Consider the following 16,282-nt stretch of genomic DNA (forward strand, 5'->3'; position numbering starts at 1 on the left):
GACGCTACAACGTAATTTGCACCAATATAGTGCCTCTGTTTCACAGCAAAGCACTATACTGGTGCAAATTATCGATTCTGATACGGCCCTTTGCACGTTGGTCTGCATAATAGCGCCTTTTTAGGGAAATTTAAAAGTTGGCACAGATTTCGCTTTAAAAAAGAGTGTAGGCTAAACGCCATATGAAAAGTGTTTGATTACCTCGTTACCAAACGAAATGAACCAATCCTGGAGAGTTTAAGTATGTCCGCTGAACACGTATTGACTATGCTGGATGAGCATGAAGTGAAATTTGTTGATTTGCGTTTTACCGATACCAAAGGTAAAGAGCAGCACATCACTATTCCGGCTCACCAAGTAAATGCAGACTTCTTTGAAGAAGGCAAAATGTTTGACGGCTCCTCGATTGGTGGCTGGAAAGGCATCAACGAATCAGACATGGTATTGATGCCAGATGCGTCCACTGCTGTTATCGACCCGTTCTTCGAAGATTCTACACTGATTATCCGTTGCGATATCCTGGAACCAGGTACCCTGCAAGGCTACGATCGTGACCCTCGTTCGATCTCCAAACGTGCTGAAGATTATCTGCGTGCCAGTGGTATTGCAGACACCGTACTGTTTGGACCAGAACCAGAGTTCTTCCTGTTTGACGACATCCGTTTTGGTAGCTCTATTTCCGGCTCTCATGTTGCTATCGACGATATCGAAGGCGCATGGAATACCGGAACTAAATACGAAGGTGGTAACAAAGGTCACCGTCCAGCAGTTAAAGGGGGATACTTCCCTGTCCCACCAGTAGACTCATCTCAGGATCTGCGTTCTGCAATGTGTCTGACCATGGAACAAATGGGGCTGGTCGTTGAAGCTCACCACCATGAAGTGGCAACGGCGGGTCAAAACGAAGTAGCAACACGTTTCAACTCCATGACCAAGAAAGCAGACGAAATTCAGATCTACAAATATGTGGTTCATAACGTCGCTCACGCTTTTGGTAAAACCGCTACCTTTATGCCAAAACCTATGTTTGGTGATAACGGCTCTGGTATGCACTGCCATATGTCCCTGTCTAAAAATGGTGTTAACCTGTTTGCGGGTGACAAGTATGCGGGTCTGTCAGAGCAAGCCTTATACTACATCGGCGGTATCATCAAACATGCTAAGGCACTGAATGCGCTGACTAACCCGACGACTAACTCCTATAAACGTCTGGTTCCAGGATACGAAGCTCCGGTTATGCTGGCTTATTCTGCCCGTAACCGTTCAGCATCTATTCGTATCCCTGTAGTAACGTCACCGAAAGCTCGTCGTATCGAAGTGCGTTTCCCTGACCCAGCAGCAAACCCATACCTGTGTTTTGCCGCCTTGTTGATGGCTGGCCTTGACGGTATTAAGAATAAAATCCATCCGGGTGAAGCGATGGACAAAAACCTCTATGACTTACCGCCAGAAGAAGCAAAAGAGATCCCACAGGTTGCAGGTTCATTAGAAGAAGCACTGAATGCACTGAACGAAGATCGTGAGTTCCTGACTGCAGGTGGTGTATTCACCAATGATGCTATCGATGCTTATATCGCCCTGCGTATTTCAGAAAATGATCGCGTGCGTATGACGCCGCACCCGGTAGAGTTTGAATTGTACTACAGCGTTTAATTGTTGTTTTTTTGCCGTGGAATATTTGGCCCATCTCCGGATGGGCTTTTTTCTCCACAAATATATTGTTACAGCGATGCTTTTTCGCCTCAGACCACTATAATGCACTAAAATAGTGCAAGGAGACGGCTGTATGGCAACTGGCACCCTGCCCGATGCTGGGCAGATCCTGAATTACTTGATCAACAGCGTACTGTTGGTTGACGACGACCTGGCAGTACATTATGCCAATCCCGCGGCCCAGCAGTTGCTGGCCCAGAGTGCCCGTAAACTCTACGACGGAACACCACTACCTAACTTGCTGGGCTATTTTTCACTGAATACAGACGTCATGAAAGAAAGCTTACAGGATGGCCAGGGCTTCACCGATAACGAAGTCACACTGGTTATCGATGGGCGCTCTCACGTTTTGTCGTTGACAGCTCAAAGGATCATGGAAGGCTACATTCTGATAGAAATGGCCCCGATGGATAATCAGCGTCGTTTAAGTCAGGAACAAATTCAGCATGCCCAACAGCTTGCTGCGCGTGATTTAGTTCGTGGGCTGGCGCATGAGATTAAAAACCCGCTGGGCGGGTTACGGGGTGCAGCTCAATTACTGAGCAAAGCACTGCCAGACCCTTCGCTCCATGAATACACTAACGTCATTATTGAACAAGCTGACAGACTAAGAAATCTGGTTGATCGCCTGTTAGGCCCACAGTTACCCGGGACGCATGTTAACGAGAGCATTCATAAAGTAGCTGAACGTGTTGTAAAGCTGGTATCACTAGAATTGCCGTCTAATGTGCAGCTGATTCGTGATTATGACCCCAGCCTGCCTGAGTTTATTCACGATCCTGACCAAATGGAGCAAATCTTACTGAATATTGTGAGAAATGCGCTACAGGCTCTGGGAACTGAAGGGGGAGAAATTATTCTCCGTACCCGTACAGCATTCCAGTTAACCCTTCATGGTGTACGTTATCGCTTACTCGCGAGAATAGATATTGAAGATAACGGGCCAGGCATCGCCGCCCACCTGCAAGACACACTGTTCTACCCGATGGTGAGTGGAAGAGAAGGGGGAAGCGGGCTAGGTCTGTCGATTGCCCGTAATCTTATCGATCAACATTCAGGGAAAATTGAATTCAACAGCTGGCCAGGTCATACCGAGTTTTCGGTTTACCTGCCTATTCGGAAGTAGAGGTCTATATGCAACGAGGCATAGTGTGGGTTGTTGACGACGATAGCTCCATCCGCTGGGTACTTGAACGTGCATTAACCGGTAGTGGGTTAAGTTGTATCGCCTTTGAAAATGGCAATGAAGTATTAGAAGCCCTTGCCACCAAAACCCCGGATGTTTTGATCTCTGATATCCGTATGCCCGGCATTGATGGTTTGGCCTTGTTGCAACAGATTAAGCAACGCCACCCAATGCTCCCGGTTATCATCATGACGGCACACTCAGATTTGGATGCGGCAGTCAGTGCCTATCAACAAGGGGCTTTTGACTATCTCCCGAAACCTTTTGATATTGATGAAGCAGTGGCACTGGTTGAACGCGCGATCAGCCACTACCAGGAACAACAGCAACCTCGTCATATTCAGGTAAATGGCCCGACAACCGATATCATTGGTGAGGCACCCGCGATGCAGGATGTGTTCCGCATTATTGGTCGCCTGTCACGCTCTTCAATCAGTGTCTTGATTAATGGTGAGTCCGGAACCGGTAAGGAGCTGGTTGCCCATGCCCTGCATCGTCATAGCCCACGGGTAAAATCCCCGTTTATTGCTCTGAATATGGCGGCAATCCCTAAAGACTTGATTGAGTCCGAGCTATTTGGGCACGAAAAAGGGGCTTTTACTGGTGCGAATCAGATTCGTCAGGGGCGTTTTGAACAAGCGGATGGTGGGACACTATTTCTTGATGAAATCGGTGACATGCCACTGGATGTTCAGACCAGGCTGCTGCGTGTACTGGCTGACGGGCAATTCTATCGGGTTGGTGGCTATGCCCCGGTGAAAGTGGATGTCCGTATTATTGCCGCCACGCACCAGAATCTCGAATTACGGGTACAGGAGGGGAAGTTCCGTGAGGATTTATTCCACCGTCTTAACGTCATTCGCATTCACTTACCCCCCCTGCGCGAACGTCGGGAGGATATACCTCGTCTGACACGACATTTCTTGCAAGTTGCGGCACGTGAATTAGGTGTGGAGGCAAAACAGCTGCACCCTGAGACGGATAACGCATTAACACGCCTGGCATGGCCTGGAAACGTACGTCAGCTGGAAAATATCTGTCGCTGGCTGACCGTAATGGCAGCCGGGCAAGAAGTATTAATTCAGGATCTGCCAACGGAATTATTTGAAACCACCATTACCGAAAATGGTACGTCGCAGATTGATCCTGATAACTGGGCGCTGCTCCTAAGCCAGTGGGCGGACAAAGCCTTACGATCCGGTCATCAGAATCTGTTAGCAGATGCACTTCCTGAAATGGAACGCGTGCTGCTCACAACAGCATTACGACATACCCAGGGCCACAAGCAGGAAGCTGCGCGCCTGTTAGGCTGGGGAAGAAACACACTGACTCGTAAGCTGAAAGAGTTGGGAATGGAATAACTGAGTTAGCCATACCATCGAATAGCCTGTAAACCTCTCTGCCCCCCGGTAACCACTAATCGCTGGTTAACCGGGGGATTGCTCAGATAACCCGGGAAAATTGCTGTAAGCGTGCTTTACGGCGCAAATAGATATCAAAGCACATACAGATATTACGGATCAGCAAACGACCTTTCCCCGTCACTGTAATCCCTTTCTCATTCAGAGTAACCAGCCCATCATTAACCAGCGGGGCCAGTAGCTGTAAATCTTCAGCAAAATAGTCCATCACGTTGATGGACCACTCGCGTTCAATATCAGCAAAATTTAGCTGAAAGTTACAAATCAGGGCTTTAATCACGTCCCGACGAATACAATCATCTGGGGTTAAAGCCAAACCGCGCCAGAGAGCACTACCCTGCTCATCGATCTGCTGGTAATAAAGTTTTAACACTTTCTGGTTCTGGGCATAGCAATCCCCAATCATACTGATGGCGGAAACCCCCATTCCCAACAAATCGCTATCTCCCTGAGTCGTGTAGCCCTGGAAATTACGGTGCAGCTGGCCTTTGCGTTGAGCTACAGCCAGTTCATTGTCCGGGCGTGCAAAGTGATCCATACCAATAAACTGATAACCCGCCCCGGTCAGCGAGCTGATGGTTTCCTGCAGAATATCCAGCCGTTGTTGAGCCGTGGGCAGATCGGTCTCTTTAATTTTGCGCTGGGCTGCAAACAATTCCGGTAAATGTGCATAATTGAAAACACTCAAACGATGTGGGTTCAGCTCCACGACTCGCTTTAGCGTGAAGGCAAAACTCTCTGGCGTCTGTTTTGGTAAACCGTAGATAAGGTCAATATTGGTTGAAGTGAATCCCAGATCCCGGGCTCGTTTGATAAGTGCAAAAATAAATGCTTCATCTTGCTCACGATTAACCAGTCGCTGAACTTCTTTATTGAAGTCCTGAACCCCCATACTCAGACGATTGAACCCTTCCTGACGCAGATGATCAAGCACATCAAGTTCAATTTCACGCGGATCAACCTCAATAGACAACTCGGCATCATCATTGAACTGAAAATGCTGCTTTAATAACCCCACCAGCCGGCTAATTTGAGCTTTATTAAGGTAGGTCGGTGTCCCGCCGCCCCAGTGCATTTGGCTGACATGACGCCCGGCAAATAATGGTGCTCGATGGATAATTTCCTGCTCCAGAGCATCGAGATACTGATCCGCTTTATGCTGCTGACGAGTAACAATTTTATTGCAACCGCAGAAGTAACAAAGCTTATGACAAAATGGAATATGAATGTAGAGAGAAAGCGGCCGCTCCGGGTAACGGGCAACGGCTTTTAGAAAATTCGCCTCACCAAAAGCTTGAGAAAACTCAAGCGCGGTAGGATAAGAGGTATAGCGTGGCCCTGAATAATTGTATTTCTGGATCAGAGCCAAATCCCAGTCAATTAACTGCTCAGACATAATCACTCCTTCCGATGATGTCGCTTAAACGCGGGTGTGGTTCTGCCACATCGCAACCAGGATTTACGCTGCAATGCGCGTTTCAAGCGTGACAACCGCCGTAGTTTAACGAATAACCCTGCCAGATAACACAGCAGGGGAATGATGATGATAAGAACAAATAATGTGGCGGGGTTAATCGTCAGTTACCCTTCAAAAGACGCATTAAATCGTCACTTTTTTCTTCTTCTTCCTCGTCATCTTCATATGTGATGCCCAGCTGTTCCATCAGGGTATCAATACGATCCAGAGTGGCATCAACCCAATCCTGTTCAGACTTGCTCAGTGTTTCGCCCTCTTCCAGACGCTCCAGTAATGCATCCAGACGGTCATCGTTTTCCAGCAACATCAGTTCAGCTTCAGGGGTCAGAGGGGCTTGCTTCTCCACTTTAACTTTGGCGGGGCGTGAAACTGGCTCACTCACCACGCCGAGCTGAATGGGTGTTTTACTCCCGATACGTGGATCGTTATTGGTATTGCCACCCTGTGAACCTTGCCCCACACCTTTATTAGCCGTACGGCTTCCTGCCGCATTACCACGGTGTTTTTTCTGACGTTTACGGTCACGAGCTTCGTTTTCTAACTCTTCGCGAGACTTACGACGGATTTTCGCGGGTTTCTTGCCTTGTGGTGCTGAATTTTTCTGCTTCATAATGAGTTTTCTTACATGGTTTCATTCAGTATAGAATTGCGGCGGAATCTAGCAGAAAGCAAGCAAAGAAAAAAGGCGACAGTATAATCTGTCGCCTTTTTTCTTTACTCAGGGCCATAAGAGCACCACAATCCATGTACATTTATGACAAACCCTGTCTAATCCTTTACTAACAACGTCAATGTCGTCTTCCGTTTCCATTTAATTCTTAAAGCCATGCCTCCTGGCGTATGAAGTTCGCCGTCTCCATGACGCTCCTGAACCGATGCTTTAAGTGATAATCCATTTTGGCTACCGTGCCAGTGCCGTTTACTCTATCAGTATTCTTTTTATAAACAATGACCTAAGAATGACATGAAAAGTCAAAAAAATTATGATTATGTATAACATTATGAAATTAATAATAAACATTTCATAATGATTACTTATTTCACCTCAATATCTCTCACCAACAATGGCAAATATCTCACAAATCCAATCCACTTTTTAGAAGTTTTATTGTATTGATGAGAAACGCCGTGTTTTCTGCTCATTCAGGTATAATCACAACAATTGCTTATCCTGACCAAGAGACAACCGTTTTGAAAAATTGGAATTATCAACAGACTACGTTCGTACTCAGTGCGCCGGATATTCGCCATCTTCCTTCTGATACGGGTATTGAAGTTGCTTTCGCGGGTCGTTCTAATGCCGGAAAATCAAGTGCGCTCAATACACTGACGAATCAAAAAAGTCTGGCTCGCACCAGTAAAACGCCTGGCCGTACCCAGCTGATTAACTTATTTGAAGTCGTTGAAGGTAAACGCCTGGTTGATCTACCTGGCTATGGTTACGCTGAAGTACCAGAAGAGATGAAGCTCAAATGGCAGCGCGCTTTGGGGGAATACTTGCAGAAACGGCAATGCCTCCAGGGTTTAGTCATCCTCATGGATATCCGCCATCCACTGAAAGACCTCGATCAGCAAATGATTAACTGGGCAGTGCAGAGTAATCTTTCCGTGATGGTATTACTGACTAAAGCCGACAAACTGGCCTCTGGGGCACGTAAAGCCCAGCTCAATAAAGTTCGTGAAGAAGTTCTGGCATTTAATGGTGATATTCAGGTTGAAGCCTTCTCTTCACTGAAAAAACTCGGTGTTGATAAGCTACGCCACAAGCTGGATACCTGGTATAACGATATCGAACCGATCGTTGAAGCTGCAGAAGCCGATACTGAATAATTTGTGCCACATGCGAGTAAAAAAATATCGCCCCGGGAACCGCTACAATGGCGGTTTTCAGGCAACGAAAATAAATATAACACGCTAATTTATAAGATATATTCAACCCGACATGCGCTGGAATTATTTTCTTTAACGCATAAAAAACGCCCCAGCCATTTCTGACTGGGGCGGCTAAACTATTCAGCCAAATCCGATTACGTGAAGTAAAAGGTCTGAAAGATAGAACATCTTACCTCTGTACCCTACGCCAATAACTCTACTCTTTTTTTTTCGCCTGAAAAAGCATTTTTTGTGGTTTTTTTACAGTTTTTGCATTTCGTTATTTTACTGCCATCACAAAATACGATTACTGGTGTTGATTAGTTGCAAAAAAAGAGAGTCAAAATTGAAGCTTAGTGGGCTTCATCCCAGTTTTTGCCACTACCGATTTCCACCAGCAAAGGTACATCAAGCTTCATGCTGTTTTCCATCAGCTCGTGAATTTTCTGCGAAACCACTGCAATATCATCCTGGTGAACTTCAAATACCAGTTCATCATGAACTTGCATGATCATTTTAACCCGTGGTTTTTCCTGCACAAGCCAGGCATCTACCGCAATCATGGCACGTTTAATAATATCCGCAGCCGTTCCCTGCATCGGAGCATTGATGGCTGCACGCTCTGCACCCGCACGTCTGGCCCCATTACTGGCATTAATTTCTGGCAGATACAAACGACGCCCGTCGAGAGTTTCTACATAACCCTGATCTTTGGCCTGGGCCCGAGTACGTTGCATATATTCAAGCACGCCAGGATAGCGTTCAAAGTAGAGATCCATGTATTTTTGCGATTCATGACGGGGAATATTGAGCTGACGTGACAAACCAAAAGCGCTCATCCCATAAATCAGGCCAAAGTTAATCGCTTTAGCACTGCGCCGTTGTTCAGACGTCACACTGTCCAGTGGAACACCAAATACCTCTGCTGCTGTAGCGCGGTGAATATCTTTACCCTCAGCAAAAGCACTTAACAACCCTTTATCTTGAGAAAGATGCGCCATGATGCGTAACTCAATCTGTGAGTAGTCCGCAGAGACTATCAGGCAATCCTCAGGCGCAATAAACGCTTGCCTGATACGCCGCCCTTCTTCATTACGTACCGGAATATTTTGCAAGTTCGGGTCGCTGGATGACAAACGACCAGTCGCGGTTACAGCCTGATGGTAAGACGTATGAACGCGCCCTGTTTTCGTGTTAATCATCAGTGGCAGCTTGTCAGTATAGGTCGACTTAAGCTTCGCCAGACCACGGTACTCAAGGATGACCTTCGGTAAAGGGTAATCCAGAGCAAGCTCTTCCAGAACTTCTTCCGAAGTGGATGGCGCACCACCAGGTGTCTTTTTAAGTGGTTTAATGCCCTGTTTTTCAAACAAAATCGTCTGTAATTGTTTTGGTGAGGAGAGATTAAAGGCTTCGCCTGCTAACTCATGAGCGTTAAGTTCAAGCTCGGCAAGCCGTGCTGTTAATTGCTCCGAGTGAGCATGTAAAATGGCAGGATCAATTTTCACCCCACCTCGCTCGATACGAGACAATACTGGCACCAGTGGCATTTCAATCTCGTTAAAAATAGCGAGTGGTCCCGCTTCTTTTTCCAGACGTGGCCACATTTTTAAGTGTAGCTGTAGTGTCACATCCGCGTCTTCAGCGGCATAACGCCCGGCAGTTTCAAGATCAATTTGATTGAAAGTCAGTTGTTTCTTACCTTTACCGGCAATCTCTTCAAAAGAGATAGTGGTATGTTTTAGCCAGCGTGTGGCAAGGCTATCCATATCATGGCGCCCTGAAACGCTATCCAGGATATAGGACTCGAGCATGGTATCAAACGCGATACCTTGCAGTTCAATGCCATAGTTAAGCATCACACCACGATCGTATTTCAGATTTTGGCCCACTTTTAGCTTTTGCTCATCTTCCAGCAGGGGCTTCAGTAGCTCAAGAACGCGTTCACGAGATAACTGTTTCGGTGCATCAAGGTAGTCATGTGCCACCGGAATATAACAAGCAACACCCGGCTCAGTAGAGAAGGACAGCCCAACCAGGTTAGCATTCAGGTTGTCGAGACTATCGGTTTCAGTATCGAATGCAAAAAGAGCTGATTGATTAAGGCGTTCTACCCATTCCAACAAAACGTCTTCGTCCAGAATAGTGACATAGTTTTCATAGGAAAGTACGGCTGCCGGCTCTTCTTCTGTTGCGTCATGCTGACTCCCACCGGATGCAATCGGTGCGGGTTTACTTCCTTTCATTTGTAACCATTTTCCTGCTTCAACATCAGCTATCCAGCGCTTAAATTCATACTGGCTAAACAGTTCATGAAGACGTTCCACCGCTAATGGCTGGATATTAAGTTGGTCACAGGTTAGCTCAAGTTCAACATCAGTTTTAATGGTTGCCAGCTGGTAAGAGAGGTAAGCGACCTCTTTGTTTTGCTCAAGCTTCCCTGCCATGGTTTTCGCTCCACGGAAGGTGAGTTCAGCAATTTTTTCCGGGTTGGCATAGAGCGTATCCAGCCCTCCCAGCCCCTGTAATAGAGCCTGCGCGGTTTTTTCACCCACGCCAGGCACACCAGGGATGTTATCTGAGGAGTCCCCCATCAGTGCCAGGAAATCGATAATCAGCGCGGGCGGGACACCATACTTAGCCACAACCTCTTCTGGCCCCAGTATCGTATTCGTCATCGTGTTAATCAGGGTAATCGCTGGCGTAACCAACTGAGCCATGTCTTTGTCACCCGTACTGATAAGCACTGAACGTCCCGCACGTTCAGCTTCCTGGGCTAAAGTACCAATGACATCATCAGCCTCAACGCCTGGAACAGCTAATAATGGCAGCCCCATTGCTTTGACCATTTCATGGAGTGGTTCAATTTGCGCTCGTAAATCATCCGGCATCGGGGGACGATGTGATTTATAGTGCTCAAACAGATCATCACGGAACGTTTTACCTTTAGCATCAAACACCACGGCAACGTGCGTCGGCTGGTACTGCATAATCAGGCTACGCAGCATATTTAAGACGCCATACATGGCACCGGTAGGTTCTCCTCGGCTGTTCGTTAATGGGGGAAAGGCATGATATGCCCGATAAAGATATGAAGAGCCATCCACGAGAATGAGCGGGTTATCCGCAGTCTGGGCCATAATGTTTCGTTCCATGCCTGGTTAGTCTATGCCTAAAGGATGCCATAGCCTGAGCCAAAACATGAGCTTTTGACGTCACGATCCTAAAAAGAATTCTTCATCCCAGGATCCATAGCAAGGATCTCTCCTGTGGATAACTTTGTGCACAGTTTTATATCTAATTGATTACATTGTATAGTTACCATATAACAAAAACAAAAAACAGTTTGTTTTCATATTGTTACAGTGATTTTTTTATATTCAACAGCAGAAATCTATAAATGAATCAATGTGGATATAAAAGTTTATCTCTGTCAGGTATGGAAAAATACATCTTCAATAACAGGGGGAAATAAAATCATTTCTGTATCAGAAAACCCGAATTACGCGTTTTCTGTTAAAATATAATAAGCGGGATGTTCAATCCTTATGCCCCATACCTTGCTACTTTTTGAAAAAGCCACTTATGCAGAGACTACTCTCACCATTCATACTGATATTAAGTGTTATCTTAACCATTCTGGTCACTATCACTTGCTCTATTCCTATTATTATTGCCGGACTCATTAAGCTGACTGTTCCCATATCAGTGGTTTCTCGTGCAATGTCATCTTTTGCTGAAGTGATGATGTATTGCTGGTGTGTGGGATTAGATTGGTTACTTCGACTTAATCCACATCTTACCTGGGATATCCAGGGGCTTGATGGACTCAGTAAAGAGAACTGGTATCTGCTTATCTGTAACCATCGGAGCTGGGCTGATATTGTTATTTTATGCGTATTATTTCGCAAACATATTCCGATGAATAAGTACTTTCTGAAACAACAGTTAGCGTGGGTTCCGTTCATGGGGCTGGCTTGCTGGGCGCTGGGAATGCCTTTCATGAAACGCTATTCACGCGCTTATTTATTGCGTCATCCTGAGCGTCGTGGCAAGGATATTGACACCACCCGTCGTTCTTGCCTGAAATTCCGTTCACACCCAACAACCATTGTTAATTTTGTGGAAGGTTCACGTTTTACCCGTGATAAACATCGCCAGATGCATTCTCCATTTAAGCATCTCCTGGCACCGAAAGCAGCGGGGATCGCCATGGCACTTAATGTACTGGGAAGACAGTTTGATAAATTACTCAATGTCACACTCTGTTATCCAGAAAATATCCATTCCCCTTTTTACGATATGCTAAGTGGTCAAATGACCCGCATCACGGTACGTATTTCACTACTCCCGATTGCTGATGATCTGCATGGAGATTATCTCAATGATAAAAATTTCAAACGTCATTTTCAGTTGTGGCTCAATGCGCTATGGAGCGAAAAAGATCTGCAGCTTGAACAGCTATACCACACTCACAAAAAACCTGATTTATAATCCCTGTTATTAATTTGACTTAAAAATAAAAAAGCCCGAGTGGCTATTACGCCCCCAGGCTTTATCATGCTATTCACCGCGTTAATTCATACAGAATGATTCGGCTACCTGGTTATTTTTTCTCAACCAAGTCTCTTACTGTATTCGCATACTGTTGGACGAAAACATCCAGGTTACTGGTATCCATTCCCTGTGGATTCAGCATATATTTGCCGTCAACATACATGGCCGGCACGCCACGTAACTGGAAGTCTGCTGCCGCTTTTTCTTGCTGCGCAACCAGCGATTTGACCACAAAACTGTTCCAGGCTGCATCATATTCTTCTCCAGGAATACCAGCATCAACAAACACCTGACGAATATCTGAAACATTTTTTACTGTCTGTGTTTTTTGTACAGCATCAAACATCGGAGTGGTGATTTTATCTTCTACACCCAGAGCCATCGCTACTGCCCAAGCCTGTGTGATCTCCTTGCCTAAAGGTCCAAGGAATTCAACATGGTACTTCACCATCTTCACATTTTCTGGCAATTTTTTCTTAACATTTTCAGAAACATGGAGAACATTTTCAAACTGATAGCAGTGCGGGCAATAAAAAGAGAAAAACTCCAGTACTTGCGGTGCGCCTGCAACGGGCTTGTCCAGCGCGATATATTGCTTGCCCTCTGTAATGTCTGCAGCAGATGCACTGAATGCCAAAATAACCCCTGCAAGTGCAAGCCAAATCTTCTTCATCATCAAATCTCTCCTGAATTTTATTTTCACAGTTAATACATTGGCACTAATTGTAATGGTGGTTCACGAAGAACCTGAACTTGCTCAAGAAATACTGCCGTTTGTCTTGACCAAAAATCGTCTTCAAGCAGCCAAGGAAAGTTTCTTGGAAATGCAGGATCACCCCAACGCCGCATTAGCCACGCCAGATAATAAACAATACGCATACCACGCAAAGGCTCAATCAGAGCAATTTCCCGGGAATCAAATGTTGAGAACTCTTCATAGGCTTCAATGATGGTTTCAAGCTGCATACGCTGTTCAGCCTTATCGCCATTAATCAGCATCCAGAGATCCTGAATAGCCGGCCCGTTACGTGCATCATCAAGATCGACAAACAGTGGACCATCACGCCAGAGGATATTGCCAGGGTGACAGTCACCATGCAGGCGTAGTGACCCCACATCATCAGGCCAGTGCGGTGTGATTGCATCAATAAGTGCATCAGTAGCATTCAAAAATGCGGGTTTAATCGACGCGGGTATCATGTCGTTAACTTCAAATAATGCTCGAGGCTGCCACAAGTATTCATCCAGCCCAATAGTGGGACGAACTTGAAACAATGCTCGACGACCAACTTGGTGAATGCGTCCCAGATAACGACCAACCCATTCCATCTGGTTAATATTATCTGTTTCGTACTGACGTCCACCGAGACTGGGGAAGATGGCAAACATAAACCCTTGATAGTGGAGCAGAGTTTTACCATCAAAGCGAAGAGGGGCCGCTACAGGGACGTCTTCTTCCTGTAGTGCCTGAGCAAAATGATGCTCTTCTTCTATTTGTGCCGCTGACCAGCGGCATGGGCGATAAAATTTAACCACATAACGCTTACGATCTTCGTCCTGAAATTGGTATACCCTATTCTCAAAACTATTTAATGCTGTGAGTCCCGAATCCACGCGGATACCCTGCTCGAAAAGGGCATTCATGATGGTATCGGGATGCAATGTCTGGAAGTTAAAAGAGCTATCTTTCATCCGGTAACCGACGATAAAAACGAATAGTTGAGAATAACACTCTAAATCGGTTTAACGCCCCCGGCTTACAAGGTTTTACTCTTTAATAACACCCCGGGCTCGTAATAACGCTGTTTTAAAGTCTTCTTCATAATCTTTTTTGATGCCGGGAATTACGGCATCTTTATCTGAATCACGCATTTTTAGTTGATAGATCAAGACATCATCTGTCAACGATGCGAGGTCTCCACTATAACCTGACTCCTGAGCCAGTTTCTGTAAGAATTGTATCAGATTAAGATCAGGCTCTTTACTCCATGCTGGTTGCAGGAGTTCCAGCAGCTCATTAAGGCGTTTACATTTCATTTTCATGGTCCTATTGGTATTCAGGAAAAGGGACAGTTTAGCTGCGTTATACTTACATTTTAAAAGGTTATATAATGAAAAATCAAAATATAATAACAGCAGTTATCTTGGCAGGTGGGCAGGGCCGCCGAATGAATGGCCTTGATAAAGGGCTGGTTAAATTGCAGGGAATGCCTATTTTTACCTATGTTTTTAATATATTAAAAAAGCAGGTACCTCATATAGCGATTAGCGCTAATCGTAACATTGCCCACTATCAGCAATACCATACTCCCGTTGTGTCCGATACCTTACCCGACTATCCCGGCCCACTTGCTGGCATGCTAGCCGCAATGGAAACACTGAACAGTGAATGGTTTCTCTTTTGCCCTTGTGATACACCAAATATTCCCGGGGATCTGTTTGCCCGTCTATGGGAAGCACACAATAATAGTCAGGCGCTGGTTTTTTGGGTAAATGATGGGCAACGTGATCATCCTACTCTTGCTTTATTACATCATAGTCTACGTATTCAGCTTCGAACTTACCTGACCCGGGGGGAAAGGCGTGTTCTGCATTTTATGAGGCAGGCTGGTGGCCAGGCTGTTGTTTTCCCTTTCCCTGAACACTTTAAGAATATTAATACACCCGATCAGCTGTATTGCTACCGTAAAATGGCTCCATGAAGCAGACTCAGTGTTGCTGTATGTATCAGGGTAGGGATAATGAATGATACCGAATACTCTGGTACAACCAGAATGCTGGGAATAAGACTCAATATGTTTTTTCGGCATACTCCGCTGTAAGTACTCAGGAAGCACTGAGACTGTTACTTGTTGTGGGATGTTTGCATGCACAGGAGAGAGGGTTACCGCCGCCGGATCTATCAATATCTACTGCGTATTAGTGAGCAGTTTAATCACTTATCGTATAAATTTGGTATGCGTTCATTTTAATGCACCCCGAACATCTCAACGTTCACTTATTGGCCCATTAATCAATAACGATAAAAAATGAATGTTACTATATTGGCTAACACCCATGAAAAATATGGATACCGGCTTAAAAACTGTCTGGAAGTATTTAACTCGATAGTACGATTGACCTAAAAGCTGTTCATCGTTCAGATCCGCCTGATCGGGTGAGTCATGTTCATTCGTCCCTTCAACATAATAACTTACACTTACTGATAAATTATGATACCGACTCTGGGAATCACCGCTTTTAGTGGTACAGGAAAAACGACACTACTAAAACAGCTAATCCCCCTTCTTTGTGCTCATGGAATAAGGCCCGGGATGATTAAGCATACACATCATGAGATGGATGTTGATAAACCCGGTAAAGACAGTTACGAACTACGCAAGGCAGGGGCACACCAAACGATTGTGGCAAGTAACAAACGCTGGGCACTGATGACTGAAACCCCGGAAAATGATGCGTTGTCCCTCCCTTATCTGGTATCGAGAATGGACAGTTCATCAATCGATATTGTACTTGTTGAAGGATTTAAAAATGAAAAGATCGATAAAATCATCTTATTCCGCGAACAAGCTGGTCATAATTTTAGTGACGTCGTTATCGATAGTTCAGTGATAGCCATCGCTTGTGACTGTCAGCTTCCGATTGATCTCCTACAACTCCCCCTTAACTCTCCAGCTACCATTGCCTTATTTATTATGGAATGGTTGCGCCAGCAACAAATATAGACAGTTTTTTCAATATTCAGAATGCAAAAAAACCTGCTCTTTTGACCAGGGTTCCTGCTTGTCTGATGCCAGGCTGCCCCGGAACAGAGTCCTGCGGCGTTCTTTTCGCCATAAACGCAAAAAACCCCGGCCGTCAGACTGGGGTTCTTGCTTATTTGATGCCTGGCAGTTCCCTGTTCTCGCATGGGGAGACCCACACGACCACCGGCGCTACGGCGTTTTACTTCCGGGTTCGGCATGGGGCGGTGGGACCACCACGCTACAGCCGCCCCTCCTCAGGCTTTTAACCTGATACCGCGCTGGCTGCGCCCGGTCAGTCAGTCACATACTG

The 16,282-nt window shown here is 45.7% G+C and carries 13 protein-coding genes and 1 rRNA gene; 7 read left to right on the forward strand and 7 right to left on the reverse strand.

The window, feature by feature from the left end:
* Positions 1-243: 243 nt before the first annotated feature.
* The 3 genes from glnA to glnG all read left to right on the forward strand — a co-directional run bounded on the left by glnA (position 244) and on the right by glnG (position 4,260).
* Entirely contained in the window at positions 244-1,653 is a 1,410-nt protein-coding gene (glnA, locus tag JK154_RS15585) for a glutamate--ammonia ligase (protein WP_211993480.1), read from the forward strand.
* Positions 1,654-1,786: 133 nt separating this feature from the next.
* Complete coding sequence (gene glnL / locus JK154_RS15590; protein ID WP_211993481.1) at positions 1,787-2,839, forward strand: nitrogen regulation protein NR(II); 1,053 nt, start codon at positions 1,787-1,789, stop codon at positions 2,837-2,839.
* An 8-nt stretch (positions 2,840-2,847) separates the two neighbouring features.
* Positions 2,848-4,260: a nitrogen regulation protein NR(I) gene (gene glnG, locus JK154_RS15595; RefSeq protein ID WP_211993482.1), complete on the forward strand. Its 1,413-nt coding sequence runs from the start codon at positions 2,848-2,850 to the stop codon at positions 4,258-4,260.
* Between the two features lie 82 nt (positions 4,261-4,342).
* Here the strand turns inward: glnG and hemN are convergent, their stop codons facing one another.
* Positions 4,343-5,716, reverse strand: coding sequence for an oxygen-independent coproporphyrinogen III oxidase (hemN, locus tag JK154_RS15600; RefSeq protein WP_211993483.1), 1,374 nt, complete (start codon positions 5,714-5,716; stop codon positions 4,343-4,345).
* Between the two features lie 181 nt (positions 5,717-5,897).
* Positions 5,898-6,407, reverse strand: coding sequence for a Der GTPase-activating protein YihI (gene yihI / locus JK154_RS15605; protein ID WP_211993484.1), 510 nt, complete (start codon positions 6,405-6,407; stop codon positions 5,898-5,900).
* A gap of 581 nt (positions 6,408-6,988) precedes the next feature.
* On the opposite strand from yihI, the gene yihA reads away from it, so the two are divergent.
* Complete coding sequence (yihA, locus tag JK154_RS15610; protein ID WP_211993485.1) at positions 6,989-7,627, forward strand: ribosome biogenesis GTP-binding protein YihA/YsxC; 639 nt, start codon at positions 6,989-6,991, stop codon at positions 7,625-7,627.
* A gap of 395 nt (positions 7,628-8,022) precedes the next feature.
* On the opposite strand, the gene polA is transcribed toward yihA, so the two are convergent.
* A complete protein-coding gene (gene polA / locus JK154_RS15615) occupies positions 8,023-10,809 on the reverse strand; it encodes a DNA polymerase I (RefSeq protein WP_211993486.1) in 2,787 nt (928 codons plus the stop codon).
* A gap of 445 nt (positions 10,810-11,254) precedes the next feature.
* On the opposite strand from polA, the gene JK154_RS15620 reads away from it, so the two are divergent.
* Entirely contained in the window at positions 11,255-12,163 is a 909-nt protein-coding gene (locus tag JK154_RS15620) for an acyltransferase (RefSeq protein WP_211993487.1), read from the forward strand.
* Between the two features lie 112 nt (positions 12,164-12,275).
* On the opposite strand, the gene dsbA is transcribed toward JK154_RS15620, so the two are convergent.
* The 3 genes from dsbA to JK154_RS15635 form a co-directional block, all read right to left on the reverse strand.
* Positions 12,276-12,899, reverse strand: coding sequence for a thiol:disulfide interchange protein DsbA (gene dsbA, locus JK154_RS15625; RefSeq protein WP_211993497.1), 624 nt, complete (start codon positions 12,897-12,899; stop codon positions 12,276-12,278).
* Positions 12,900-12,931: 32 nt separating this feature from the next.
* Positions 12,932-13,918: a serine/threonine protein kinase gene (locus JK154_RS15630; RefSeq protein WP_211993488.1), complete on the reverse strand. Its 987-nt coding sequence runs from the start codon at positions 13,916-13,918 to the stop codon at positions 12,932-12,934.
* A 75-nt stretch (positions 13,919-13,993) separates the two neighbouring features.
* The gene (locus JK154_RS15635; protein WP_211993489.1) at positions 13,994-14,263 is read right to left on the reverse strand and encodes a YihD family protein; all 270 of its coding nucleotides are present in this window, start codon (positions 14,261-14,263) and stop codon (positions 13,994-13,996) included.
* A 74-nt stretch (positions 14,264-14,337) separates the two neighbouring features.
* Between JK154_RS15635 and mobA the strand changes: the two genes are divergently transcribed.
* Together mobA and mobB are read left to right on the forward strand one after the other, a co-directional pair.
* Positions 14,338-14,928: a molybdenum cofactor guanylyltransferase MobA gene (gene mobA / locus JK154_RS15640; protein ID WP_211993490.1), complete on the forward strand. Its 591-nt coding sequence runs from the start codon at positions 14,338-14,340 to the stop codon at positions 14,926-14,928.
* 510 nt (positions 14,929-15,438) lie between these two features.
* Complete coding sequence (gene mobB, locus JK154_RS15645) at positions 15,439-15,951, forward strand: molybdopterin-guanine dinucleotide biosynthesis protein MobB (RefSeq protein ID WP_211993491.1); 513 nt, start codon at positions 15,439-15,441, stop codon at positions 15,949-15,951.
* A gap of 160 nt (positions 15,952-16,111) precedes the next feature.
* On the opposite strand, the gene rrf is transcribed toward mobB, so the two are convergent.
* Positions 16,112-16,224, reverse strand: a 5S ribosomal RNA gene (gene rrf / locus JK154_RS15650).
* Positions 16,225-16,282: the final 58 nt, after the last annotated feature.

The organism is Citrobacter sp. JGM124 (assembly GCF_018257795.1).
Taxonomy (GTDB): Bacteria; Pseudomonadota; Gammaproteobacteria; order Enterobacterales; family Enterobacteriaceae; genus JGM124.

Coding starts and splice junctions, on each gene's coding strand:
- polA (WP_211993486.1), bottom strand. CDS start 10,809: ATGGCCCAGACTGCGGATAACCCGCTCATTCTCGTGGATGGCTCTTCA.
- yihI (WP_211993484.1), bottom strand. CDS start 6,407: ATGAAGCAGAAAAATTCAGCACCACAAGGCAAGAAACCCGCGAAAATC.
- JK154_RS15630 (WP_211993488.1), bottom strand. CDS start 13,918: ATGAAAGATAGCTCTTTTAACTTCCAGACATTGCATCCCGATACCATC.
- mobB (WP_211993491.1), top strand. CDS start 15,439: ATGATACCGACTCTGGGAATCACCGCTTTTAGTGGTACAGGAAAAACG.
- glnL (WP_211993481.1), top strand. CDS start 1,787: ATGGCAACTGGCACCCTGCCCGATGCTGGGCAGATCCTGAATTACTTG.
- JK154_RS15620 (WP_211993487.1), top strand. CDS start 11,255: ATGCAGAGACTACTCTCACCATTCATACTGATATTAAGTGTTATCTTA.
- glnG (WP_211993482.1), top strand. CDS start 2,848: ATGCAACGAGGCATAGTGTGGGTTGTTGACGACGATAGCTCCATCCGC.
- glnA (WP_211993480.1), top strand. CDS start 244: ATGTCCGCTGAACACGTATTGACTATGCTGGATGAGCATGAAGTGAAA.
- hemN (WP_211993483.1), bottom strand. CDS start 5,716: ATGTCTGAGCAGTTAATTGACTGGGATTTGGCTCTGATCCAGAAATAC.
- mobA (WP_211993490.1), top strand. CDS start 14,338: ATGAAAAATCAAAATATAATAACAGCAGTTATCTTGGCAGGTGGGCAG.
- dsbA (WP_211993497.1), bottom strand. CDS start 12,899: ATGAAGAAGATTTGGCTTGCACTTGCAGGGGTTATTTTGGCATTCAGT.
- JK154_RS15635 (WP_211993489.1), bottom strand. CDS start 14,263: ATGAAATGTAAACGCCTTAATGAGCTGCTGGAACTCCTGCAACCAGCA.